The organism is Shewanella sp. S1-58-MNA-CIBAN-0166 (genome assembly GCF_040310085.1).
In the GTDB taxonomy this organism is placed as follows: domain Bacteria; phylum Pseudomonadota; class Gammaproteobacteria; order Enterobacterales; family Shewanellaceae; genus Shewanella.
Genome location: NZ_JBEOPN010000001.1, coordinates 304,314 through 328,586 on the forward strand (window position 1 = coordinate 304,314; position 24,273 = coordinate 328,586).

17 protein-coding genes and 1 tRNA gene are annotated in these 24,273 nt (G+C 43.1%); 7 read left to right on the forward strand and 11 right to left on the reverse strand.

Features of this window, described 5'->3' with window-relative positions:
• Positions 1 to 12 precede the first annotated feature (12 nt).
• The 3 genes from AAEY99_RS01400 to AAEY99_RS01410 all read left to right on the forward strand — a co-directional run bounded on the left by AAEY99_RS01400 (position 13) and on the right by AAEY99_RS01410 (position 3,976).
• Positions 13 to 492, forward strand: a complete 480-nt coding sequence (locus AAEY99_RS01400; protein WP_101084828.1) for a (2Fe-2S)-binding protein — start codon at positions 13 to 15, stop codon at positions 490 to 492.
• Positions 476 to 2,779, forward strand: coding sequence for a xanthine dehydrogenase family protein molybdopterin-binding subunit (locus AAEY99_RS01405; RefSeq protein ID WP_351008681.1), 2,304 nt, complete (start codon positions 476 to 478; stop codon positions 2,777 to 2,779). The genes AAEY99_RS01400 and AAEY99_RS01405 overlap by 17 nt, the downstream gene beginning before the upstream one ends.
• Positions 2,780 to 3,037: 258 nt before the next feature.
• Positions 3,038 to 3,976, forward strand: a complete 939-nt coding sequence (locus tag AAEY99_RS01410) for a sensor domain-containing diguanylate cyclase (RefSeq protein ID WP_351008684.1) — start codon at positions 3,038 to 3,040, stop codon at positions 3,974 to 3,976.
• A 65-nt stretch (positions 3,977 to 4,041) separates the two neighbouring features.
• On the opposite strand, the gene AAEY99_RS01415 is transcribed toward AAEY99_RS01410, so the two are convergent.
• The 9 genes from AAEY99_RS01415 to argC all read right to left on the reverse strand — a co-directional run bounded on the left by AAEY99_RS01415 (position 4,042) and on the right by argC (position 14,138).
• Positions 4,042 to 5,187 carry an HlyD family secretion protein gene (locus AAEY99_RS01415; RefSeq protein ID WP_101084825.1) on the reverse strand — a complete coding sequence of 382 codons (1,146 nt, stop codon included), beginning with the start codon at positions 5,185 to 5,187 and terminating at the stop codon, positions 4,042 to 4,044.
• A 2-nt stretch (positions 5,188 to 5,189) separates the two neighbouring features.
• Positions 5,190 to 5,573, reverse strand: a complete 384-nt coding sequence (locus AAEY99_RS01420; protein WP_351008687.1) for a DUF3302 domain-containing protein — start codon at positions 5,571 to 5,573, stop codon at positions 5,190 to 5,192.
• 277 nt (positions 5,574 to 5,850) lie between these two features.
• On the reverse strand, positions 5,851 to 6,906 hold the full coding sequence (locus tag AAEY99_RS01425) for a hypothetical protein (protein WP_351008690.1): 1,056 nt from the start codon (positions 6,904 to 6,906) through the stop codon (positions 5,851 to 5,853).
• A gap of 6 nt (positions 6,907 to 6,912) precedes the next feature.
• The gene (locus AAEY99_RS01430) at positions 6,913 to 7,962 is read right to left on the reverse strand and encodes a hypothetical protein (protein WP_351008692.1); all 1,050 of its coding nucleotides are present in this window, start codon (positions 7,960 to 7,962) and stop codon (positions 6,913 to 6,915) included.
• 612 nt (positions 7,963 to 8,574) lie between these two features.
• Positions 8,575 to 9,939, reverse strand: a complete 1,365-nt coding sequence (gene argH, locus AAEY99_RS01435; protein WP_351008695.1) for an argininosuccinate lyase — start codon at positions 9,937 to 9,939, stop codon at positions 8,575 to 8,577.
• Positions 9,940 to 10,092: 153 nt separating this feature from the next.
• Complete coding sequence (locus AAEY99_RS01440) at positions 10,093 to 11,316, reverse strand: argininosuccinate synthase (protein WP_101084820.1); 1,224 nt, start codon at positions 11,314 to 11,316, stop codon at positions 10,093 to 10,095.
• A gap of 111 nt (positions 11,317 to 11,427) precedes the next feature.
• Positions 11,428 to 12,333: an ornithine carbamoyltransferase gene (locus AAEY99_RS01445; RefSeq protein WP_162022034.1), complete on the reverse strand. Its 906-nt coding sequence runs from the start codon at positions 12,331 to 12,333 to the stop codon at positions 11,428 to 11,430.
• Positions 12,334 to 12,347: 14 nt separating this feature from the next.
• On the reverse strand, positions 12,348 to 13,127 hold the full coding sequence (argB, locus tag AAEY99_RS01450) for an acetylglutamate kinase (RefSeq protein WP_351008698.1): 780 nt from the start codon (positions 13,125 to 13,127) through the stop codon (positions 12,348 to 12,350).
• A 30-nt stretch (positions 13,128 to 13,157) separates the two neighbouring features.
• A complete protein-coding gene (argC, locus tag AAEY99_RS01455; protein ID WP_351008700.1) occupies positions 13,158 to 14,138 on the reverse strand; it encodes an N-acetyl-gamma-glutamyl-phosphate reductase in 981 nt (326 codons plus the stop codon).
• 263 nt (positions 14,139 to 14,401) lie between these two features.
• Between argC and argE the strand changes: the two genes are divergently transcribed.
• The 4 genes from argE (at position 14,402) to AAEY99_RS01475 (ending at position 22,135) form a co-directional block, all read left to right on the forward strand.
• The gene (gene argE, locus AAEY99_RS01460; RefSeq protein WP_351008703.1) at positions 14,402 to 15,553 is read left to right on the forward strand and encodes an acetylornithine deacetylase; all 1,152 of its coding nucleotides are present in this window, start codon (positions 14,402 to 14,404) and stop codon (positions 15,551 to 15,553) included.
• 152 nt (positions 15,554 to 15,705) lie between these two features.
• Positions 15,706 to 18,354, forward strand: coding sequence for a phosphoenolpyruvate carboxylase (gene ppc, locus AAEY99_RS01465; RefSeq protein WP_351008705.1), 2,649 nt, complete (start codon positions 15,706 to 15,708; stop codon positions 18,352 to 18,354).
• On the forward strand, positions 18,351 to 18,890 hold the full coding sequence (locus AAEY99_RS01470) for a YceB family lipoprotein (RefSeq protein WP_162022032.1): 540 nt from the start codon (positions 18,351 to 18,353) through the stop codon (positions 18,888 to 18,890). Before ppc ends, AAEY99_RS01470 begins: the two co-directional genes overlap by 4 nt.
• A 185-nt stretch (positions 18,891 to 19,075) precedes the next feature.
• Entirely contained in the window at positions 19,076 to 22,135 is a 3,060-nt protein-coding gene (locus AAEY99_RS01475) for a DUF2339 domain-containing protein (protein WP_351008716.1), read from the forward strand.
• Between the two features lie 50 nt (positions 22,136 to 22,185).
• Here AAEY99_RS01475 and AAEY99_RS01480 read toward each other — a convergent pair whose 3' ends face one another.
• Together AAEY99_RS01480 and AAEY99_RS01485 are read right to left on the reverse strand one after the other, a co-directional pair.
• Positions 22,186 to 23,460, reverse strand: coding sequence for a CinA family nicotinamide mononucleotide deamidase-related protein (locus tag AAEY99_RS01480; protein WP_351008718.1), 1,275 nt, complete (start codon positions 23,458 to 23,460; stop codon positions 22,186 to 22,188).
• A 562-nt stretch (positions 23,461 to 24,022) separates the two neighbouring features.
• A tRNA-Asp gene (locus AAEY99_RS01485) sits at positions 24,023 to 24,099 on the reverse strand.
• Positions 24,100 to 24,273: the final 174 nt, after the last annotated feature.

Here is a 24,273-nt window from a genome sequence, read left to right on the forward strand (position 1 = left end):
GGAGAAGTGACAATGGCAAAATTTATTTTAAACGGCAAACCGATGACTGCCGATGTAGAGAGTGATACTCCTCTACTGTGGGTTATTCGTGATGAACTGGACATGACTGGCACCAAATTTGGTTGTGGTATTGGTACCTGTGGTGCCTGTACCGTCCATGTTGGCGGCCGAGCTACACGTTCATGTATAACCCCTATATCGTCAGTTGAAGGAGCCGAAATCACTACGATTGAGGGGCTTTCTGAAAAGGGTGATCATCCATTGCAAATTTCTTGGCAAAAACTGCAGGTACCACAGTGTGGTTACTGCCAGTCGGGCCAAATTATGCAAGCTGCAGCACTACTAAAAGACATTCCTGAGCCTTCAGACAAAGACATTGACGCTGTGATGGGCGGAAATTTATGTCGTTGTATGACCTACGTTCGTATTCGCAGCGCCATTCATGAAGCAGCAAACGCAATCAAGGAGAGCAACGATGAGCAGACTGCCTAAACGTGGATCGGTGGGTATAACCCGCCGCGGTTTTTTAATTGCCATGACAGCGGTAGGTGTCAGCTTTGGTTTTCCTCGCCATTTGATGGCGGCAATGGATCCTGCTAGCCCTGACGGTAAAGTACTCCCAAGCGAAGGTGACATTTACGAACCGTCTTTATGGTACTCAATCGATACTGCCGGCAAAATTAAAGTCAACATTATGCGCTCAGAAATGGGCCAACATGTCGGTACCGCTATTGCTCGTATTCTTGCTGATGAACTGGAAGCCTCATGGGATGATATTGAAATTATCCATGTCGACAGTGATCCACGCTGGGGTTACATGGTTACCGGCGGCAGTTGGTCTATATCACAAAGTTGGCCGGTTTACCGTCAAGCCGGTGCTGCGGGTCGTACAGCGTTAATTGAAGCTGCAGCTAAAAAATGGGGTATTGCAGCTAAAGACTGTAAAGCCAGTAACGGTAAAGTTATCTCAAGTAAAGGCGAGCTGTCTTACGGTGAATTAGTCACCATGGGCCTAACGCGTCAGTTTACTGAAGAAGAACTGAAAACCTTGCCGCTGAAGCCTAATGCCGATCTTAAACTGGTTGGCCAACAGGTGACCTCTCTTGATATCGCCAACAAGACCAACGGTAAAACCATATTTGGTATCGATGCGAAAGTTGATGGCATGGTGTACGCCAACCCTATTTTACCCCCTACTCGTTATGGCTCTAAAGTAGTTAAGTTTGATGACTCTGCAGCAAAAGCAGTAAAGGGTTATCAGCAAACTATCGTACTAGAAGATGCCAGTGGCAGTGTACCAGGTTGGTTAATGGTTATCGCCAGCAGCTTTAATGCGGCCCAAAAAGCCTCGAAGCTGGTAAAGGTGACATGGGATGCAGGTAAAACGGCCAACGTGTCTGAAGCAGACATTATTGCTCATGGTAAGCAATTACTTGGCGACCAAACCAAAGGCAGTATTTTAGACACAGGCAATTCTGACACTGGGCCTGTATTTGCGAGCGCGAAAAGTACCATTGCAGAAGAATATATCACCAGCACAGTACTCCATGCGCAAATGGAACCGCTTAATGCCTTGGTATTTAAAAACCAAGACGGTATATGGGAAGTGCATTCAGGTTGTCAGTGGCAATCACTTACTCTACCCGTATTAGCCACGGCATTAGGCGAAGAAGAAGCTAACATTGTTATTCGTAGCTACATGTTAGGCGGTGGCTTTGGCCGCAGACTTAACGGCGATTACACCATTCCTGCGGCGTTGACCTCTAAAGCATTAGGCGGTAAACCGGTTAAAATGGTGATGATACGTCCACAAGACATGTTATTTGATAGCGCGCGTTCGGCATCAGTTCAACAACTCAAAATGGCATTTGATGATAAAAAAGCGGTTACCGCAATGGAACATCACGCCACAGCAGGTTGGCCAACTCAAGTATTAGCGCCAGGCTTTATGCCTAAAGGCACCAATGGCGAACCGTATGATCCGTTCTCGATTGCCGGAGCAGACCATTGGTACACTGTTGGTGCTCAAAAAATACGCGCGGTATCGAATGATCTGGCCATTGCGACCTTCAGACCAGGTTGGTTACGTTCTGTTGGACCAGGTTGGACAAGCTGGGCAGTTGAAAGCTTTATGGATGAAGCTGCCCATCACGCGGGTAAAGATCCATTGCAGTTCCGCCTAGACATGCTCATTGCCGAAGGCCGAAATGCTGGTAGCACACCTGTTGCTGAAGGTGGCGCGGCTCGCCAAGCCGCAGTATTGAAAAAAGCTGCTGAGATGATTGGCTGGGGCACTCCGCAAGCCAAAGACACAGCGCTTGGCATTGCATCAACCTTTGGTCAAGAACGTGACATGCCAACATGGGTATCGTGTGCAGTACAAGTTCATGTCGACAAAAGCAACGGTATTGTCAATGTGCAAAAGCTTTATATTGCCATCGATGCCGGTATTATTGTTGACCCTAATGGTGCTGAAGCTCAGTGCCAGGGCGCGGCATTGTGGGGATTATCGATGGCCTTGTATGAAGGTACTGAACTGCTTAATGGTCAGTATAAAGACTCAAACTTCGATACCTATACCCCGCTGCGCTTAGGCCAAACTCCAGAAGTTAAAATCGAGTTTATCCCGAGCAAAATGCCACCATCTGGATTAGGTGAACCGGCAGTAACCCCTGTTGCTCCAGCGATTGCCAATGCAATCTACAATGCAGTCGGTGTACGTTTACGTAAAATTCCGATGAAGCCTAGCGACGTGAAAAACGCGTTAACTAACGCGTAATTTATCTGCTTTAACAGCCCAGTCTTAGCGATAATGACTGGGCTTTTTTATGCTTGCTGCACCTCATCGTTATCATTCTTTAGACTGAGGGATAAATAATTTTATTTCCCCCGACTCGATTTAAAAAACGTCAATAAAAACAGTGGACAAGCTTTGTCCATCCAGCAGCAGAGTCATAGCACCGGTTAGCTTGTTACCAAAAAGTAACGTTTTTCCTTTATAATTACGCCCAAGTATCGTCACATTGTTGAGTATCCTATGCCGCAAAGTCCACCTGTCAATTTAGAGCCCATCCTCTTGGATGCATTAAAACTCACTCCAAATTGTTTCGGTGTACTCAACCAAGATAAAGAAGTTATCTACTGTAATCAGCACTTCGCCAGCATCTTTGGCACTACCACAGAAGATGCTATTGGCAAAAAATCAGGCGATTTATTACGCCACGCTTGGGAAACTAAGCAAGGCGTTATTATCAATACTGATGATTTTGAACAATGGCTGGAAAATCTGCATAAACTGCATTCAGAAAAGGCTCTAAACCAGTATGAAACAGATCTGTCTGATGGGCGTTGGTTTAAAATGACCAGGATTAACTTAGACAGTGGTTACACCATTATTATGGGCGCAGATATCACCAACCTAAAACAGGCACAAACATCACTAGAACAAGCACATCAACAAATCGAAAGTTTAGTGAATACAGATCAACTAACTGGGGTGCATAATCGTCGCTCATATAACCAATTAGCAAAACAAGAATGTGCCAGAGCGATCAGATTTAACCAACAGTTATCCTTGTTGGTTATCGATATCGATTACTTTAAAGTGATTAATGACAATTTTGGTCATGAGGGCGGAGATAGCATACTTAAACAGTTTGCCCAAATATGCAGTGATTTACTGCGCCAATCAGATTCATTGTCCAGAATCGGTGGTGAGGAGTTTACCATCATCTTACCGATGACCGACGGTGAAGGTGCTATGATCATTGCTGAGCGTATTCGAGAACATATTGCCAAACACTCATTTCATACCACTCAGGCAAATAGCAACATTAACGTTACCGTATCTATTGGCGTAAGTTCATTAACCGCCGGAGACAAGGTAATACAAGACCTTTTTAGCCGAGCAGACATGGCTATGTATTGCGCCAAACGCGGCGGCAGAAACCAAGTACAGCAAGCACAGACTGTATAACTTGGTTTCATCTTGCCGCCATTATTGAGAAAAACGTTTAAACCCTGGCGCTCATAAAATCGAGGTTAATGTCCTTCTGTAAACAAGTAATTTAACCAGCCCTGCATTCTTAATAATACCTTTCTCATTACCGCAACATGGCTAAAATGATCGGTATAAATAGCCACTTGCCCTGCGACACCTGCTGGCAATGATTGTCTTATTGCGTCATCTTCTAGCTCAATCAACACCAATACTCGACCGCGTTGAAACAACTTATTCGATGACTGTAAATTTCCGCTAAATTGAATTTCACCTTCTGCCATCGCAGGGAGTATTTTGGCAACTTTGCCTTTAAACACTTGTCCAGGCATGGCATCAATTATCACTTCGGCTTCATCACCTTCTTTAAGACGTAATAATGAGTTTTGCCAAAAAGCGCCAGCAAAATATCTCGTCTCATCTGGAATAAACGTCAGTGCTGGGCGCAAAGGTAAAGGCACCGCCATAGCGCCTTTTCGTAGCGCTAATTGAGTCACTACACCATCCGCAGGCGCTCTGACGACTGTTTGCTGTAAGTCATATTCAGCCTTAGCGAGTTCAGCTTGTAGGCCTGCCACTTTGGTATTGACGCCATCAATATTCGACTCATATGCCAAACGAGTCCGCAGCCCCTCAGCTAAAGCGGCATCTAGTTGCGCTGATGAAGCTATGTATAATTGGCGACGATTGTCGAGCTCAAGCTCAGTAAACGGTGAATTACGCCCCGCTTTTTTGCGACCGTCTTCATAGCGTCGATAGACTGATTCTGTACGATCTTTATCTGCTGTTGCTTGTTCAACTTTAGCTGCCGCTATTTGAAAAGCGGCTTCAAGTTGTGGTACTTGCAGTTCTGCTTCTTTTAGCGCCGCTTGTTTTTGCTTAACCATTGAAAGGTAAGGTGTAGGGTCAATTTTAAATAACACCTCACCTTCTTTTACTGGTGTATTTGGCTTAACATTGACTTCGATAACCAATCCTTTAACTGCAGGCACAATCGGAATAGTGACAAAATACTCGCGAGCAAACCTCGAATAGGGATGGTTATAATTCATTAAAATTAATAAAGTACCAATTAATACAATTCCGCCAAGAATAGCTGTCGGCACAGTCCATTTAGTTAACGGAATTTTAAATACTTTAAAAACTGCGATACAAAATGCGGTATAAGTCAGTATCAGTAGTAAGTCCATGCTTAGGCCTCTTGTGAGTTTTCATCAGAAACGGGAGGAGTCGTGACAGCAGAACGTTGCTCTAATAGCGACAAACGATCCGTTAACGCTGTGACATGATTCATTAGCTCTTTAACTTCACCCTCGAGTATCAATTCTCGCTTTCTCGAATCACTAAATCCCCAGCCTCTATCTTCTCGATATAACGTGGCCCAAATCCATAAAAATGGCCAAATGGCATGCAATGTAAATAAGCTTACCCAACCAGCAATATGCAATGCATCTTGCTGTGGATGATTACGTTTTTTCGCAATCTCGTAAGGAATATCATGAATCGCAATAATGCCGTAAAAAATAAATATCACGACAAAAAATATAATCCCTAGCGCAAAATAATCTAAAAACATATCTGCTCCCAATTTCAATTTATTATCATCAAAGTGTCTTTACTTAAATAAACAATGAACCTATTTTTAGTATAGAACTGATTACAAAAAATACATTGAAACTGTTGCAACAACGAAGAAACTAAGCAGATTATCTATTTTATAGTCATTGCCTCCATTACTTATTTGCACAAATTAATGCAGTAATCATGGCAACTTTGAGGTTATTTATGCATAAAAAAGCCCACGTTATTGGCTAACGCGGGCTTTAGATAATGTAAGCAACAATGATTACCCCCTAGTCTGTTGCCATTTTTTGCAAAAACTCAAGTCGCTGCATTTCTTGCTCATCGGGTTGCCATGGCTCATCAGATAACGACTCAACCGCAAAATCACCTAACTGGTAGGCAGGTTCCTCACTGTGGCCGTACTGAGTTAACTCACCGGGTACTGCAGGGCGGCGCTCCAATACAAATGTACTCAGAACATAAGGGCCTTTATATTGCGCTAACACCCCTTTATAGGCTTTAAGATCCAGCACCACAGAGCCTTCAGTCAGCTTGTCTGAACCCGTTAGCAAGGCAATCGGCTGCTTATCTGCTGTATATAGATTTGCCCGTAAACGATAATAACCCGCTTGCTCAACATCCAATTTAACTGGTATCAACATATCACTGCCTTCAGCGCGGATATCCTCCACTCCGGTTATGGTTGCCGTAGGATGACTATATTCTATGCCTGTTTTTAACGTTTGTTTTTTGCCCTTAGCGCTAAAGGTAACACTGACCTCCATTGGACCATTCCAATCGTCTTCAGCATTCAGTTGTATCGCCCATTTTCCATCGGCACCTAGCATGGTTCCGCTAATTAATGGCTCCGATCCACTTGTAAGCTCACTGTGTAATGCTGCACTTGCCCCAGCAACAAGCAAGCCATTAACGTCGAGATTAATAACCACTGGTTCAGGAAAACTAAAACGATACTTAGGCAACACTATGCTGGCACTGGCTCCATCTTGGAGCAGCACCGGCTGAGGAATGTAAGCATTGGGGTTAAGTAAGTGCGTATCATCAACCGATAAAGGCATTGAGTAAGATGGCAACTCAAGTTCGCTAGCATAAGCCTCTGCCATAAGCTGAAAACTATCACTGATCGGCTGTGGAAGCTTTTCAACCACGGTCATCGTTTTAGTTTGCATGTGTTTTACTACTTTCAGTTTGGTTGGCGCTGTATCATCTTGCTCGATAACGGCCGCACTCTGAGGTGGCTCAAGTGCCGACTCAGAAGTGTAAACCCAAAACCCTACTGCCGTAGCGAGTAGGGATATTGTTATAATGATTTTTTTATATTTCATATACGCTTAGTTAGCAGCCTGATACACAAGTGCTGACATGCTGGTTTTGTTCGAATGATTAACCACTCTATAACGTGAACTAAATATCCACCAGCCACGTTTTTCATCATAGGTGTTGAATTGTAAGTTATCGCCATTGAGATAATTGGCACGACTATTAGCAGAAGTTACTTCATCTTTAGCGCTATTTAAAATAGTGTCGCCATGGCTATAACCTTCACTCATCAACATTGGATAGTGATAAGGCATAAATCCGCTCGGGCCATTAGTCGAGGTGAGCTTGCCATCAAATGCCACATTGCGCGAACAACTGTTGTAACTGCCAACGGCCGCGGCACCACAACTAGAATGGCTGGCAACAACGCCATCATCTTCGCCGGGTAAAAATGCCCCTGTCACACCGAGAAAGTCAGAGCCTGCCCCAGCAAAACGTAAACGTGGCACTCGGTTTTCGGGAAACGCTGCCAATTGGCGTGCAGTATTTACGCGTAAATCATTCAATACCCCAATATTGGATGACGATGGCAGTTCTCCTAACCATAACGAGACAGCTAGTTTTAATGTTGCATCTATCAAACCTGAACCACTGGCGACATTAACCGCCAAATCAGCCAATTCAACCCCACCACCCGCGCCAGAAAAGTCAAATGTGGCGACAATATTAAGCGGCTTTAAACCTGCGTTTTGCAACCATAGCGCTTGGTTATCAATAATATAGCGCATCACTAAATCGCCAGTAGAATGGGTCACAAATACACAACCGCTGGCACATGTCCCCTCACGCGACAACTGTTGCAATTTAGGCCACACATACTGACTGGTTATTTTATTGGCAATACGCTCTTGCGATGGCCAATCAATGCGTGCATCAGCGCGATCACGCCAATATTGCGCCCAGTACTCTGAACCATTGTCAGTTACCTGTGTACCTGTCGGCTTACTTTGTAAATTATCCGGTTGAAAGCCATGCACTAACACTACTGGGTAGCTACCAACGGCTGCTTGAGCTGCGCCAGTTAATAAGCCTGCCAACAGTAAAAGTATCGATTTTGTCATTGGGTTGTCCTCTTATTTATCTGCTGCAGCGCCAACAACACTGTTAACAGAATTCTATTATTTTGTTACTCATATTGGATTTTTTATTACAACTCCAACATCAACATAGAGCAGAATCAAAACAATGCAACCACAAAAATTCGGCCTATTTATTGTCAAAATAGACCGAGTGTTTGAATTAACAGATAACAATTTAAACCGACTAGCATTCCGGTATTTAACGGTAGGCAATAACAACTTAAATGGGACGTTATAGTATTTGACACAGATGTTTTAAGTAATTACTCAAACTTGTAAAAAAAATTAATCGTGTATTGGCATGGCTATCTTATGAGTGATATCGATGAGTAAAATCGATGAGTAAAATCGATAACTAGAGTGGTGACAGACTGATGTGCATTGATCCTAAATTGAATACATAAGAGCGATACAAACGACCACAACCTCTGCATACGCAGCATGGTTAAATAAATGACTGCTCTATAGTGTGTTCTAGCTATGGTTTATGGTGGCGAAAACAAACAAGCCCCGCCGATGAATATCAACAGGGCTTGGTTACTAATATCTACCTCGATGCTATCGAAATAAGTACTTATCGTTATACTTTTATAGCTATGCTTTTTTAGCTGCTATGGCTGCTTGCACTTGATTGATAGCGGTGCCACCTAATACATCACGTTTCTCTAAACACGCTTCAATAGTAAGGTTTGGATACACATCATCGCTAATCACATTGGCAAATTTTTGTAGCTCAGCCACGCTTAAGTCTTCAATCGGCTTTTGCTCACCAATGGCAAATACCACCACCTCGCCCACTACATGATGTGCTTCACGGAACGGCATGCCTTTAGCCACAAGATAATCAGCAAGTTCAGTTGCGTTAGCATAACCTTGCTGAGCTGCAACCAAGGCTTGTGGACGATTCACTTTTAAGCCCGACAATACTAATGCTGCCATGTCTAAGCAAATAGCCCAGCTGTCGACTACGTCAAACAAGCCTTCTTTGTCTTCTTGCATGTCTTTGTTGTACGCTAATGGCAAGGCTTTCATGGTGGTTAAAATACCCATTAAGCTGCCATAAACACGGCCGGTTTTACCACGAATAAGCTCTAAAGCATCAGGGTTTTTCTTTTGTGGCATTAAAGATGAGCCAGAGGTGACTTCATCGGCTAGTGAGATAAAATTAGCTTCGCCAGAGTTGAAGAAGATTAAATCTTCAGCCATGCGGCTTAAATGCATCATGCTGATTGACGCTGCGCTGCATAATTCAACCACATGGTCGCGATCCGACACACTGTCTAAGCTGTTTAAGGTTGGGCGAGCAAAGTTTAATGCCGCCGCTAACGCGTGGCGATCAATAGGATAAGCAGTACCAGCGAGTGCGCCAGAACCTAATGGACATGAATCGGCACGGTTTAGAGCATCTTGCAGGCGGCTAATGTCACGCTCATACATTTCAACATAAGCTAGCGCCCAGTGACCAAAAGTAACTGGCTGTGCACGTTGTAAATGGGTGTAACCCGGCATAACCGCATCGACTTCACGCTCGGCTAATGCAATTAACTCTGCATGCAATGTACCTAAACGTGCGAGTAATGCTGCACCTTCTTTTTTGCACCACAGCTTTAAATCTGTGGCGACTTGGTCGTTACGCGAACGGCCCGTGTGGAGTTTTTTGCCTAAATCGCCTACTTTGGCAATCAGCTTTTGTTCAACAAAGCTGTGTATATCTTCGGCGCCGTTGCTGATAATCGCTTGCGGATCGTTACCCACTTCCACCAGCAGCTCATTTAACGCTGCTTTTAAATCGATACATTCTTTTGCAGTAATAATACCGACGCTAGCAATGGCATCTGCCCATGCAATAGAGCCGACAACGTCTTGTTCAAATAAGCGGTAATCCACTGGCAGTGAGTCATTAAACAACTTGAAAAGTGCACTGGTTTCGCCCTGAAATCTTCCGCCCCATAACGCCATGTCGGTATCCTCTGTTTTGAAAACTGTTTTAAGAACTGGGTGTTTAATAATATAGCTGTAAGTCTTATTCTCTTTCTTGTAATGACTCTCTGTTTGCCAAAAGTCATTATAAGAAAGGCGCTTTGCAGCGCCTTTATATCGTTGGCGTAAAATCTATTTAGTGTTTAGCGCGCGAATACGGCTCGCTAAAGAATATAAACGGATAAAGCCTTCAGCGTGTTTTTGATCGTATACGTCATCTTCGCCAAACGTTGCGAAAGCTTCTGAATACAAGCTGTTTGGCGAACGTTTTTTAACGGCTGTCGCTTGGCCTTTATACAGCTTAATCACTACATCACCATTAACCGATTCTGCTAATGATTCTGACGCTGCGATAAGTGATTTACATAAAGGGGTAAACCAACGACCGTCGTACACTAGGTGCGACATTTGCCCAGCAATTTGCTCGCGCCACGTACGGCTAGTTTTGTCTAAAACTAATTCTTCAATGGCACGCAGACCAGCAAACATTACGGTGCCGCCTGGTGTTTCATAACAACCACGAGACTTCATGCCCACTAAACGGTTTTCGGTAATATCGATACGACCTACACCGTGTTTGCCAGCAATGTCGTTTAGCTTCATGAGTGCAGCATATGGCGATAATGCTTCGTCATTTACATGAGTCACACGACCATGCTTAACCGCTAACGAGACATATTCAGGCTCATTTGGTGCATCTTCTGGTGCTACTGTTAATGTCCACACGCCTTTTGATGGCTCGTTCCATGGATCTTCTAACTCACCACCTTCGTGCGAAATGTGCCATGCGTTGGCATCACGGCTATAAATTTTGGTCGCTGAAGCACTGGTTTTGATATCACGCTCTGCAAGGTAAGCCAATAAGTCTTCACGGCTACGCATTTCCCACTCACGCCAAGGCGCAATCACTTTTAAGTCTGGTGCTAATGCAGCAAAACAACCTTCAAAACGAACTTGGTCGTTACCTTTACCAGTACAGCCATGACATACCGCATCAGCGCCGACTTTACGGGCGACTTCTACTTGCGCTTTAGCAATAATAGGACGCGCCATTGACGTACCTAACAAGTATGTACCTTCGTAAATAGCACCCGTTGCAATAGTTGGGTAAATATAATCAGCAACAAACTCTTCTTTTAGATCGACGATATGGCACTCAGAAGCACCTGACGCTAAGGCTTTTTCTGTTAAGCCAACGAGCTCTTCTTCACCTTGGCCGACGTCGGCACAAAATGCGATGATTTCACAGTCGTCATAAGTTTCTTTTAACCATGGGATAATAGCCGAGGTGTCTAAACCACCTGAATATGCCAATACCACTTTTTTAACACCGTTTTTTTTCACTGCATTAGACATGTTTATTTCCTAAAATCGATTACGTATATTTTCAATTTAAATAACGCCAGAGGCACTATTGACTTAATCTTTTGAATAACTTAAATAAGGTGAATAACTTAAATAAGGTGACTAACTTAATAAGGTCACTAATACTGCATTTTGCGCATGCATGCGGTTTTCTGCTTGATGTAAAATCAATGAACCTTCGCCATCCATCACTTCATCTGTCACTTCCACACCACGATGTGCTGGCAAGCAATGCATAAAGAATTTAGCACCAGCTTGAGCCATTAGCTCACTATTAACTTGATATGGTGCAAAACGGGCTTTAATGTCAGCAAGCGGTGTTTCATCACCCATAGAAATCCAAGTGTCGGTGTAAATAGCATCATGGCCTTCAATGGCATTAATGTCTGCACTTAGAGTTAACTTGCCACCATTTTGCTTTGCTAACGCCTGAGCTTCTGTCACGATGAGTGCATCAGGGAATGCCCCTTCAGGGCAAATCACTGTCATGGTCATGCCTAAAATCGCTGCACCATAAATCAGTGAGTGGGTGACGTTATTACCATCGCCAACATAAGCCAGTTTTGCTTGGCTGACGTCATCAAATTGCTCTGATAGTGTTAAAAAGTCCGCTAGCGCTTGGCATGGATGGTACAAGTCAGACAAAGCATTAATCACCGGCACGCTGCCATGTTGAGCTAATTGTTCTATGGTGGTGTGCGAGTATGTTCTTGCCACAATAGCATCGGCCCAGCATGAAATGTTTGTCGCAAAATCAGCTACCGTTTCGCGTTGTCCCAACGCACCATTTTGTTGATCTAAGTATAAGCAGTGACCACCTAATTTATTAATGCCAATGTCAAAGCTGACTCGGGTGCGCAGTGATGGCTTTTCAAACAGCATCACAACGCTTTTACCATCTAAGGCGCGACGGTACTCAGCGGGATTATTCTTAATTTTTTTAGCCAGATCAATGATGGCTAAAAGCTGAGATTGAGTTAACTCTTTTATCGACAATAGGTGCTGCATATACTACTACTCCATTAAGGTTGTATTTGAGTCCCGACGGACCCACCTTTGACTAAGGTTTTTAACTGTTCGGCATCGCGCCATGAAGCAACTTGCACGGGTTTACCCATCCATTGAGCAACTTCCAATGCGGCTTCTACTTTGACTTTCATGCCTTTTTCAATCACACCTTGGGCAACAAGATGTTCAATTTCACTTTTGTTTAAGCTATGAATTAATTGACCTTTACCATCTAACACACCCGATACGTCTGACAATAACACCAACGTACCGTTAACTAATTTTGCTAAGGCTGTTGCGGCTTGATCTGCGTTGACGTTTAACATGTCGCCTTGGCTAGAAATGGCAATCGAGCTACAAATTGGCATCCAGCCCTGGCTTAAAATAAAGTTTAAGTAGGTCGCGTCTTTTGGCTCAACTTCGCCCACAAGTCCTAAACGCTCATCTTTGATTTTTGCAGTAACAACATTGCCGTCGCCTAAGCTCATGCCTACGCTAACAATGCCAGCTTTAGCTGCAGCTGCTTGTAAAATTTTGTTTGAGGTACCTGCTAGCGCGCCAACAATAATAGGAATTTGATCTTCTGGCGTAACACGTAAACCGTCTAATTTAACCGTTTCTTTGCCATTAGCGGTTAATTGCTCATCAACCAAACAACCACCGCCATGGACTAATATGACTTGTTGACCCGCAGCAAGCATTTCGGCTGCTGCCGCCATTAAACGCGCCATGCCCATTTCGCATTGAAGCAACGCACCACCGACTTTTAAAACTAATACTGATTTTGTAGCCATTATTTTTATTCCTTCACTAATGCGAGTTAATTACACACCGAAATGGATTTTAATGCACTGTAGACCTTGGCTAGCAGCACCTTTCATTAAATTGTCTATCGCACTGGCGACCACTAAATAACCGCTGTTGGCATCATACTTCCAACCTAAATGACAATTGGGGGTGTTAACCACATCATCAACTTTAGGGAATTGATTGTGCTTTACTGTCACTATTGGCGCATTGTCGTACACGCTATACGCTTTAGAGACATCGGCTTCTGTAGTGCCTGGTTTTAGTTGCACGGTAATGGTTGCCAAAATACCCCGCTTAAAGTTGCCTAAATGCGGCGTAAAAATAACTTCCTGACCTAAATGTGTCGCAATCTCAGGCTGATGTCTGTGACCCAATACACCGTATGGCGTAAGGCTAACTTCGCAGAAACTGGTATGTAACTGTGCTTTACGACCTGCACCTGTTACACCACTCACGGCATTAATGACTGGATACATTTCAGTTAAGAATGGTTTAAGCGGTTTTAGTGCAGTAAGTGATGCCGTAGGATAACAACCTGGTACAGCAATCATTCTTGTTTGTTTAATTTGTTCGCTGTTCCACTCTGCTAAGCCATACACCGCCTGAGCTAATACATCAGGGTGAGTATGTTCAAAACCGTACCATTTTGGATATTGCGCCACATCGGCAAAACGATATGCACCGCTTAAGTCAAATACCGCTAAACCTTGCTGGTAAAACCATGCGGCAAGCTCTAGGCTAACTGAATGCTCAGTCGCTAAAACCACGGCATCTGCTTCGGCAACAATTTTCTTTTTAGCGTCATCTGATAACGGCGAAAGCGTATAAGCCATGTGACTATATGTAGGGTAAAGGTCGGCTAATTTACGGCCTTTATCTAAACTGTTTTCCGACACATACAACCCTTGAACGCTAAAGTTGCTGTCTGCGTTAATTAACGAAGTAATTTGTGCACCTGTATAACCACTGGCGCCAATAATTGCGATGCTTTTCATAAGTTTGTTTTCTTGTTAAATAATGAGAGAAAGTGTCAGCATAGCCTATTTAGACGGGGGCCGCCTAATTTTGAACTATCGTCGCAGGAAGTTCGCGTTGATTATTGATATAGTGGTTTTAGCAGTAAGAAAGCACATGTTTATTTTCATTTCTATCGTTCTATTTATGGTGTCGGTTAATGCTGTTTGCTAGACTATCACACAATATTAATTATGCAATATATGTGAATAAGTATTTTACATATTATTTTTTAGGATAACCCATGAGCACACTACCAGATCTAAAAAGTTGTTTTACACAGCTGATTGCAGCGCCATCAGTCAGTGCGCTCGAAGCAGAACACGATATGAGTAATCATGCAGTTATCAACTTGTTGCAAAATTGGTTCGGTGAGTTGGGTTTTGAATGCGAAACCCCCACGGTAGAAGACTCACGTAATAAACAGAACTTGATTGCCAGAATCGGCAGCGGCAGTGGTGGGCTTTTACTTGCGGGCCATACAGATACTGTGCCCTTTGACGAAGGCCGTTGGAGCCAAAGTCCATTTGAGATGGTTGAAAAAGACAATCGTTGGTACGGCTTAGGCACTTGCGACATGAAAGGCTTTTTTGCATTAGTACTCGAAGCATTAAAAGACATGCCACTTGATCAATTCAAACGTCCGCTGACTATTTTTGCTAGTGCAGATGAAGAAACCACCATGAGCGGCGCTAAAGCATTTGCCGACTCAAAAGTTATCGCACCTGATTATGCGGTTATTGGTGAACCCACCAGCTTAAAACCTGTCTATATGCATAAGGGGCATTTAGCCCAAGGGATCCGCGTGATTGGTCGAAGTGGTCATTCATCTGATCCTGCTCGCGGCCTTAATGCTATTGAAGTTATGCATAAAGTCATTAGCCAGCTAATGAAGCTAAAGCAGCACTTAAGCGAGAACTATCGCGAAGATGCGTTTACTGTACCCTACCCAACCATGAACTTTGGCCATATTCATGGCGGTGATGCCGCAAACCGTATTTGTGGTTGCTGCGATTTGCATTTAGATATTCGTCCTTTACCGGGAATGGAGTTAGCGGATCTGGAATTAATGGTATTGAACTACTTATCTGACATCAGTAAAGAGTATCCTGGCAGCATAAGTGTCAGTACTTTGTACCCAGGCGCTGAATCGTTTGCAGGAAAAGCAGATAATCCATGGACCAAACTCGTTGCAGAATTGTCTGGCAACGAAGCAGAAGTGGTCAACTATTCAACTGAAGCACCTTATATCAACAAACTAGGTTGCCAAACTTTAGTACTTGGGCCGGGCAGTATTAACCAGGCCCACCAACCAGATGAATTTATTGGCTTAGAATACTTAACGCCAACGGTAGAATTGATCAAAAAAATGATTTTTCATGCCTGCATTAAGTAAACATCAATAATCGGTGAAAGTTAAATCAAAATGTAACTTTTTTACGAAATAAAATTACAAAATACAGTGCCTGCGTATTGACCGATTTTGATACGCTGGGTATTGTGATGTAAGAGTTATTGGCAAAATCGTTCTTTTTTTCGGGAGTAAGTATGACAGAGCAAACGGCAGATATGTATGCGTCACTTCGATCAAATGTGGGGCATTTAGGCCAGATATTAGGCGAAACAATGCAAAACCATTTAGGTGATGCATTTTTAGAAAAAGTAGAACAAATTCGAATTTTAGCAAAAAAATCTCGCCAGGGTGACGAAGCCTCTCGCGAGCAAATGTTGGCATTATTAACCGCTTTACCAGACGAAGAACTGGTTCCTTTCGCCAAAGCCTTCAACCAATTTTTAAACTTAGCCAATATCGCAGAACAATTTCACACCATTAGCCGTAATTGCGACGAACTCGTGTGTGTGCCCGATCCAGTAGAGCAACTACTTGGACGCATGCTTGATACTGATTTAGATAAAAAAGATGTAATTAAGAGCTTAAAAAACTTAGACATCGATTTAGTATTAACAGCGCATCCAACCGAGATTTCACGCCGCACGCTAATTCAAAAATATGCGGCTGTAGTTGATTGCTTAACGGAACAAGAAAACAGCCAACTGACGGATCGCGAACGCCAACAAAGCACTCTGCGTCTGCGTCAGCTTATTGCCCAAATTTGGCACACCAACGAAATTCGTAACGAACGCCCAACTCCTGTAGATGAAGCACGTTGGGGTTTAAGCACTATCGAAACGTCTTTGTGGCAAGCTATTCCTGACTTTCTGCGTCAACTCAATGATCAAGTTGAGCAAAAGACCGGCCAGCAATTACCTATTGATGTCTCTCCGGTGAGATTTTCAAGCTGGATGGGCGGAGACCGCGACGGAAATCCGTTTGTAACGTCTCTCGTCACCCAAGAAGTACTCGATCGCAATCGTCATGCCGCAGCAAGATTGTACTTAAAAGATATTGTGAGCTTGCTTGGCGAATTGTCGATGGAACAAGCGAATGCTGAATTGTCAGCGTTAACAGATAACAGTAAAGAACCGTACCGCGATGTGTTACGCAAATTACGCTGCCAATTACGTGACACCATCGATTACCTTAACGCACGTCTTGAAGGTAAAAAACCTGATGTTGATACCAGCGAGCTAATTTGGCATAAATCAGATTTGCTTGAACCGCTTGAACTACTTTATAAGAGTTTGACCGATTGCGGTATGAAGCTGATTGCTAATGGCCTGTTACTCGACATATTACGTCGTTTAGCGTGTTTTGGTATTCACATGTTACGCCTAGATATTCGTCAAGATGCTACCCGCCATAGTGACGTGATTGCTGAACTGACTCGTTATTTGGGCATGGGTGATTACAACCATTGGGACGAAAATGAAAAACAAGCGTTTTTACTGCGCGAGTTAACCAGCAAACGTCCACTGATCCCAACAAATTGGAAACCGACGGATGATGTCGCTGAAGTTGTCAGAACCTGCAACTTAGTCGCCCAGCAGCCTGTTAATGCACTGGGCTCTTATGTGATATCAATGGCCAGCAAGCCATCTGACGTATTAACCGTATTATTACTGCTAAAAGAAGCCGGTTGCACTAATCCAATGCGCGTAGTGCCATTATTCGAAACCCTCGCTGACTTAGAGGGTGCCGCTGACTGTATGACTTCGCTACTGAATATTGATTGGTATCGTGGTTACACCAAAGGCATGCAAGAAGTGATGATTGGTTATTCTGACTCAGCCAAAGATGCTGGCGTAATGGCAGCTGCCTGGGCGCAGTATCGTGCACAAGAGCAGTTAGTTGCTGTGTGTAAAAAAGCTGACGTTAAATTGATGTTGTTCCATGGTCGTGGCGGTTCTATCGGCCGTGGGGGCGGACCAGCTCATAAAGCCATTTTATCGCAACCACCAGGTTCGGTAGATGGTCGCATCCGTGTGACAGAACAAGGCGAAATGATCCGCTTTAAGTTTGGCTTACCAAAATTAGCGGTACAAAGTTTAGCGCTATATACCTCAGCGGTATTAGAAGCGACATTGTTACCACCACCGGAGCCTAAAAAATCGTGGCGTGATTGCATGCAGCGTATTGCTGAAGAATCAGTACTGCATTATCGCGGCATCGTACGTGAAGAACCGGACTTTGTTGAGTATTTTAGATCTGCCACACCAGAAGTTGAGCTCGGTAAGTTGCCACTAGGCAGTCGCCCAGCTAAGCGTAAAGTTGATGGTGGTATTGAAAGCTTACGCGCGATTCCGTGGATTTTTGCTTGGTCACAAAACCGCTTAATGCTACCCGCTTGGCTTGGTGCTGGCGAAGCATTACAAGATGCGGCAGATCGTGGCGAGTTAACATTATTGCGTGAAATGGAAGAGCAATGGCCTTTCTTTGAAACTCGCATTTCAATGCTCGAAATGGTTTACACCAAAGCAGAACCTAACTTAGCCAAGTACTACGAGCTATGTTTAGTGAAGCCAGAGTTACATCATTTAGGCGAGAAGTTACGTCAACGTCTGCAATTGGGTATTGAAGCAGTATTATCATTAACCCAAGCGACAGAGTTAATGGCACATACGCCTTGGAGCCGTGAGTCTGTTAAACTGCGCAACCCTTACATAGATCCACTTAACTTCTTACAAACCGAGCTATTAGCCCGTACACGTAGAGAAGTTGAACCGTCTGCAGATGTTCAGCTAGCACTTATGCTGACCATTGCCGGCGTTGCAGCAGGAATGAGAAACACTGGATGATAACCTTGGTTAAAACCCTTGGACTTGGATTGTTATTGTTACTAACTGGCTGTGCCAGTCAGTACAGTATCACTGAGTCTGAAATTGAGCAGTACCTGAATAAAGACATGCATTTTGAGGTAAAACAGGGCAACAAGTTAATTGGTGTATCACTTAAGCTAAATGATATGCAGGTCGTGTTGGGCGCTAAGCCAAATACTATGGCAGTGACAGCAGCAACAGTGATCACAGTTAACAACCCACTTTTGCCGATCCATGCAAAGCTGAAAACGACTTTTGAGGCAGTGCCTTGGTATGACAGTAATACCAAGAGTGTCTATCTTCGACAGTTAAACTTAGTCAAGGTTGAGTCTGAACCCGCTGATATTGAACGATACATCAGCCAGGCAACACCACAACTAATGGGATTTTTACGTAATTATCTTGAAAACCAGCCAGTGTATACCTTAGACACTCGCGACAGTAATCAAGCGCTAATGGCTAAAATGACCAAAGAAATTGCCGTACAACAAGGCAAACTGGTGGTTAAGTTTTAACGTTATAATCGTAGTAGCAGAAAGCACCTTAGGGTGCTTTTTTATTGCTTCAAACTCATCTACATGCACATCGAAAATAAAGGCTAAACATCTCAAGTATCAGAAAACTGAGCATTTCCTAATCAATCAGAACCACGTACAATAACTTGGCAATATTGGAGTGCATAATAATCATGGGATAAATGATGCCGTTAATGGATGACGTAGCAAAACTAAAAGCACAACTGGCGGAGTTTACTTCACAGCAAGGCGCTCAACAGGCCGATGTAAATAGACAATTGGCTCAGTTCAGTCAACAACTTGATGCTTTGGCCCAACAGGTACAAGCGCAAAATAATAATGAACAACCGATAGCCTTGCCTGCTGAAAACTTACATGCCCCAGTGCATGAGAGTCGAGAAAACGATTCGAGCGGCAGTATCGTAGCCGATAAACCTCAATACTCGTCTTCTGCTTGGGAGCGCCAACCATTAGATATAAGTCATTCAGCGTTAACATCATCTCTATCAGAACAACAAACTTCGGTAGTCACAAAGTCACCCGCTAGACAAAGTGCCCTAAGTGCGATGGTTACTCAATTAGCTGACGCTATCGGTGAGTTCAGTGCGTCAGCATTTGCTCCCATTTCTGGGTTAACCGAACAAGCAAAAGAATTCTATCAGCATTATCAAAGTAAAGGGTTAGGGCCTGTATTTTTGATGACGGTTGCAGGCATTATTACCCTGACATTAGGTTTTGGTTATTTACTGCAGTTTTCAATTAACAACTGGTTTTCAGAACTGGGTAAAGCGTTATTAGGTTTAGGCGTAGCAAATAGTATTATTGTTGGTGGAGTATTTATTCGGCAAAAACGCCCAGGAATGCAAGACTTCGGCTCAGGCCTAGTTGGCCTTGGGCTTATTCTTAATTATTTGTGCCTATATTTCCTTGGACCGTACTTTAATCTTATTCCTGATATTGCCTGCTTTGGCTTGTTATTGCTTAATACGATATTGGGTTATAGCTTATCGTTTAAACTCGACACCAAAGTTGTCGCGATTGTCGCTTTACTTGGCGGATCACTCGCGCCATTGATGCTACTTGATGGTGGACAAACGCCGCTATTGTACCTGCCTTATTTAATGCTTATCGGTATTTGCTCGATGGTACAAAGCCACAAATTAGCTTGGCCAATACTCATCGAAATTACCGCCTTACTCCATATAGCTTGCATACAAATACTCAGCTTATTTATTCAATTGCCGCTGTCTGTCATTGATTGGCAAACCGGCCTAGCAGTATTAATGATCAATGGGCTGTTCTACCTCTACAGTATTGCCAGCTTATTATTTGTCATCAAGTCTGCATTAACACCAAGGCTGCTAGCGGTTCCAATCGCACTTATGGTTTTTACTCTCTACACCCTAACGGAGTGGAGCATTTTTGCTGGTGAGCTATTTGCACTTAATGCATTGCTGTGTGGGTTGTTATATTGGGTAATTAAACGCGATAAAGATATTAGTGCCCTAGCCTTGGCTTTTGCCGGAAGCTTTGCTGGTTTTGCCGCACTGTTTTTACTCAGCGTCGAACTGATGGGTTTAGTGCTGTTATTAGAGGGATTATTGTTACTGTGGATTGGCTGTAAACAGTTGTTTAGCCCTATTAGAGCAGAAGCCTATGTCTTACTCGTACTAGGCATAATCGGCAGCTTTGCTAACGTCTTTGATGTGCTAGCTCTGTCACGCTATGACAATGATGGCCTATTAGGATATCAAGCATTATTAATTATATCGATGACACTAACCTGTGCGATGACTTTTGTAGCGCAAAAGCTTCTGAGCCGCCATCAAGCTGATTTAATGCAATTTGAACACCTAGTAGTACGGTTTATCCGCGAGTTACTTGGAGTGCTCTATACAGTAACCTTGTTACTCATTAGCTTCTTTATCACCGAGCAATATTGGCTTAATACATTACCATTAATCAGCTTTTTACTACTGTACATGAGTGCTAAACACACCCTACGTTTTAGCGAAGTATTAGCCTGGTTATTGCAACTACCGTTATTAGGGTTAGTTATTTTTGGCATGATAGACGCTGATAGTCTTAGCTTTGCCGACCAAGCAATGAACGCTAAATTAGCCCGTTTTGAACTCTTTATCGGATTACTATTGGCGTATTATTGGTACAAAAAATATTATGCCAATGCCAAGTTAATCCACGTTGCTTACTATGTTCAGTTAGCATGTTATCTCGCGCTACCATTACTATTATTGCCCAAAGTCATACGCAGCTATCCTGACTACATTGCTATCTCATTATGGTTAAGCAGTATGATGAGTCTAGGTTTGGCTTACTTTATTAATCACAAGAGTCTTCGCTATGAGTCGCAAATACTCACGGTATTAGCAACCATGGTTACAGCAGCAATGTGCCTAGCAGAATTGTGGCAAGGACTTGCTGCATTGACAATAGGATTGCTATTACTCGGATTAATTAGTGTACGCTATGTACAATTACCAAAAAAGTGGCAGCAAATTACTACGCTACAATGGCACATTGCTCCATATTATATTGCCTTAGTCATAGCCGTACTAAGTCAAACTCTCACTAACCTAATCCATCCATCATGGGCAATAACAGCGTTAATCATCTGTGGATATTTTAGTGTTATTACCGAAAGAAACACACGCATAGGTCAACATTTTAAGCAGGCCTTAGCACCAAGTTATAGCTTGGCGTATTTTGCTATTTTTGCTTGTGCCATTTTACCCATCCTATTTCACAGCGAAACACAACTCACCCTTAATATTGATAATGTTCTGACCAATTTAGCAGAGCTTGGAGTGCTGATTTTATTAGGTCATTATTTGTTAACAGCAAGATTAGGTATTAGAGCACACAGAAAAATTATCTCTTATGTCACGCTTAAGTGGGCTTGGCATGCTTTATTAGTGATAAGTTATTTACTGTGGAGCTATCAATTCGACCTAATTATTGCTGCACCAATGAGTGCAGTGCTGTTAGTTGTGCATGCTAGTGTGGTGATGTTTATAAGCTTACGGCCTCAACAAGCAAGCCTGGTCAGGCTAGCAGCATTACTATTTGCTTTGGCATGTATCAAAGTGATTGTTGTTGATATGGCGTCATTTGAATTAATTCAAAAAATCGTCGCCTTTATTTTGATTGGCGTTATTTTATTAACGGTTGCTTACTTTTATCAAAAAGCGAAAAACAGTCAATTGGCTGATGACCTTACAGCCTAGTCATTAAATCTAGCTTGCTTACACCAATGGTAAGCAAGCGAGAAATACACTTACTTGGCGAATCTAGGTATCGACGGGTAATCAACAATAACGGCTTCTTCAAGTAGTGCACGACGAAGCATATCGTAAGCAATTGCCGTACTCATACTTCTCACAAGCTGACGTGAGCGCTTTGGTAACTTGACCATTTGACTGTATACGCCATGTTTAGTTGCTAATGCTATAGCGACTGTTCCAACGGGCTTATCATCTGAGCCTCCGTCAGGGCCAGCAATACCACTAGTAGCTAAAGCATAATCACTATCAAGAATACCTCGTACGCCTTGCGCCATCGCCTCAACAGTAGCAATAGACACTGCACCATGATCATCTAAGATCTGTGGATTAACGCCCAGCACTTTCACTTTAGATTCATTACTGTAGGTCACTAAACCATGATGCAAGTACGATGAACTCCCTGCAAAGTCGATCAATTGACTGGTGATCATGCCACCTGTGCAAGACTCTGCCACACTAAGACTAAAACCAGATTGGTATAATCGATGATGGATCTCTGCTGCTAATGTTGGCCGATTTTCAGCAACAACCGCACAACCTAATAAAGCTTTAACCTGCTTTGTTACATCAGGTAGCTGACGGATAGCTTTTTCACCACGAGCAAAAATCTTAATTTCAATGTGTGGCATAGATGAGCGATAACCTAACTCAATGCCTTGTGGCAAAGTGATGTCTGACAATGTATCTGCTAATGATGACTCACCGTGACCAATTGTAAGTAATTTTTCTAAAGCCGATTTTTGTTGTACACCAAACTCTTCAGTAATAAACGGAATAAACTGTTCAGTGATCATGTGCTTTAATTCAAACGGCACGCCTGGAGTAAAGAATAACCATGCGTTATTCAGCTTCACTCTAAAGCCACATGCTGTCCCAACAGGATTATCTACCATCACAGCAGAAGCTGGTAACCAAGCCTGCTTTAAATTACTCTTGGCCATTACACGATTATTACGCGTAAACCAATCTTCCAAATGTTCACGCCATTGCACATTTTCGACAAGGTCTTCACCTTTAGCTTTCGCCATGGCTAACGCAGACATATCATCACTAGTAGGCCCCAAACCACCATTAACAATAATGACATCAGCATGCTTACTGCGCTCTTGGAATGCGGCTATGAGGTCATCCATCCGATCGCCAACCGTCACTCGATGTTGCATCTCGATACCTAACTCCATCAAAGTATTCGCAACCCAAGCAGCATTGGTATCGACTATTTGGCCAGAGAGTACCTCTTCACCAGTACAAATCATTTCTAACTTCATCATTATTCCTAATCCCATGCTATTGGCACTTAAGTTAGGGGAGCAATATGTGAATGGCAAGACAATAGATCGCATTTATCCAAAATTAGCCAATAAAAGACTTAATGAATTACAACAACTCAACAGTAATATCTCAAAAATAGCTAAATTGATTATTTTGATATTGATTCAATGTATTAAAGTATTATCAAAAATGAAAGACAATACAAAATAATGTCGGACAAATTACAAGGCCTATTGCCGCTTAATGAAACAGAAATGTCGCGGTTGATTTTCACATACGAAAAAGGCCTTTGCATTGCAGCAAAGGCCTTCATCTTAAGGTGGCAGTGCGGACGCTGCTTATAATAAAGAATGAACTAGTCATCTGGCGTGACTGGTCACTTTCTATTGATTGAGAGTCAACCGTCCAAATAGATTGGATGAATGCAAAGCAATACCGGGAACGTTATTGGACCAACTAAATTAATGCAGCGCTTGTGGCTGTTGATATCTGTTCGGGAAAAATGGGTAAGCTTCAGATACAAAAAAACCTCGTCGTTAGACGAGGCTTCTATGTAATTGGCGGAGCGGACGGGACTCGAACCCGCGACCCCCGGCGTGACAGGCCGGTATTCTAACCAACTGAACTACCGCTCCTTTAGCAAATTGCTTACGCACGATGCTAAATGCTTTTTAAGTCGCTAACGTGTCATGGTTAGGAGACTCGCTTCATAATGAAGCTACTCTTTCGAGTAATTAGGCGCCTGGAAATGACCTACTCTCGCATGGGGAGACCCCAAACTACCATCGGCGATACTGTGTTTCACTTCT

Coding starts and splice junctions, on each gene's coding strand:
- AAEY99_RS01400 (WP_101084828.1), top strand. CDS start 13: ATGGCAAAATTTATTTTAAACGGCAAACCGATGACTGCCGATGTAGAG.
- AAEY99_RS01405 (WP_351008681.1), top strand. CDS start 476: ATGAGCAGACTGCCTAAACGTGGATCGGTGGGTATAACCCGCCGCGGT.
- AAEY99_RS01410 (WP_351008684.1), top strand. CDS start 3,038: ATGCCGCAAAGTCCACCTGTCAATTTAGAGCCCATCCTCTTGGATGCA.
- AAEY99_RS01415 (WP_101084825.1), bottom strand. CDS start 5,187: ATGGACTTACTACTGATACTGACTTATACCGCATTTTGTATCGCAGTT.
- AAEY99_RS01420 (WP_351008687.1), bottom strand. CDS start 5,573: ATGTTTTTAGATTATTTTGCGCTAGGGATTATATTTTTTGTCGTGATA.
- AAEY99_RS01425 (WP_351008690.1), bottom strand. CDS start 6,906: ATGAAATATAAAAAAATCATTATAACAATATCCCTACTCGCTACGGCA.
- AAEY99_RS01430 (WP_351008692.1), bottom strand. CDS start 7,962: ATGACAAAATCGATACTTTTACTGTTGGCAGGCTTATTAACTGGCGCA.
- argH (WP_351008695.1), bottom strand. CDS start 9,939: ATGGCGTTATGGGGCGGAAGATTTCAGGGCGAAACCAGTGCACTTTTC.
- AAEY99_RS01440 (WP_101084820.1), bottom strand. CDS start 11,316: ATGTCTAATGCAGTGAAAAAAAACGGTGTTAAAAAAGTGGTATTGGCA.
- AAEY99_RS01445 (WP_162022034.1), bottom strand. CDS start 12,333: ATGCAGCACCTATTGTCGATAAAAGAGTTAACTCAATCTCAGCTTTTA.
- argB (WP_351008698.1), bottom strand. CDS start 13,127: ATGGCTACAAAATCAGTATTAGTTTTAAAAGTCGGTGGTGCGTTGCTT.
- argC (WP_351008700.1), bottom strand. CDS start 14,138: ATGAAAAGCATCGCAATTATTGGCGCCAGTGGTTATACAGGTGCACAA.
- argE (WP_351008703.1), top strand. CDS start 14,402: ATGAGCACACTACCAGATCTAAAAAGTTGTTTTACACAGCTGATTGCA.
- ppc (WP_351008705.1), top strand. CDS start 15,706: ATGACAGAGCAAACGGCAGATATGTATGCGTCACTTCGATCAAATGTG.
- AAEY99_RS01470 (WP_162022032.1), top strand. CDS start 18,351: ATGATAACCTTGGTTAAAACCCTTGGACTTGGATTGTTATTGTTACTA.
- AAEY99_RS01475 (WP_351008716.1), top strand. CDS start 19,076: ATGCCGTTAATGGATGACGTAGCAAAACTAAAAGCACAACTGGCGGAG.
- AAEY99_RS01480 (WP_351008718.1), bottom strand. CDS start 23,460: ATGAAGTTAGAAATGATTTGTACTGGTGAAGAGGTACTCTCTGGCCAA.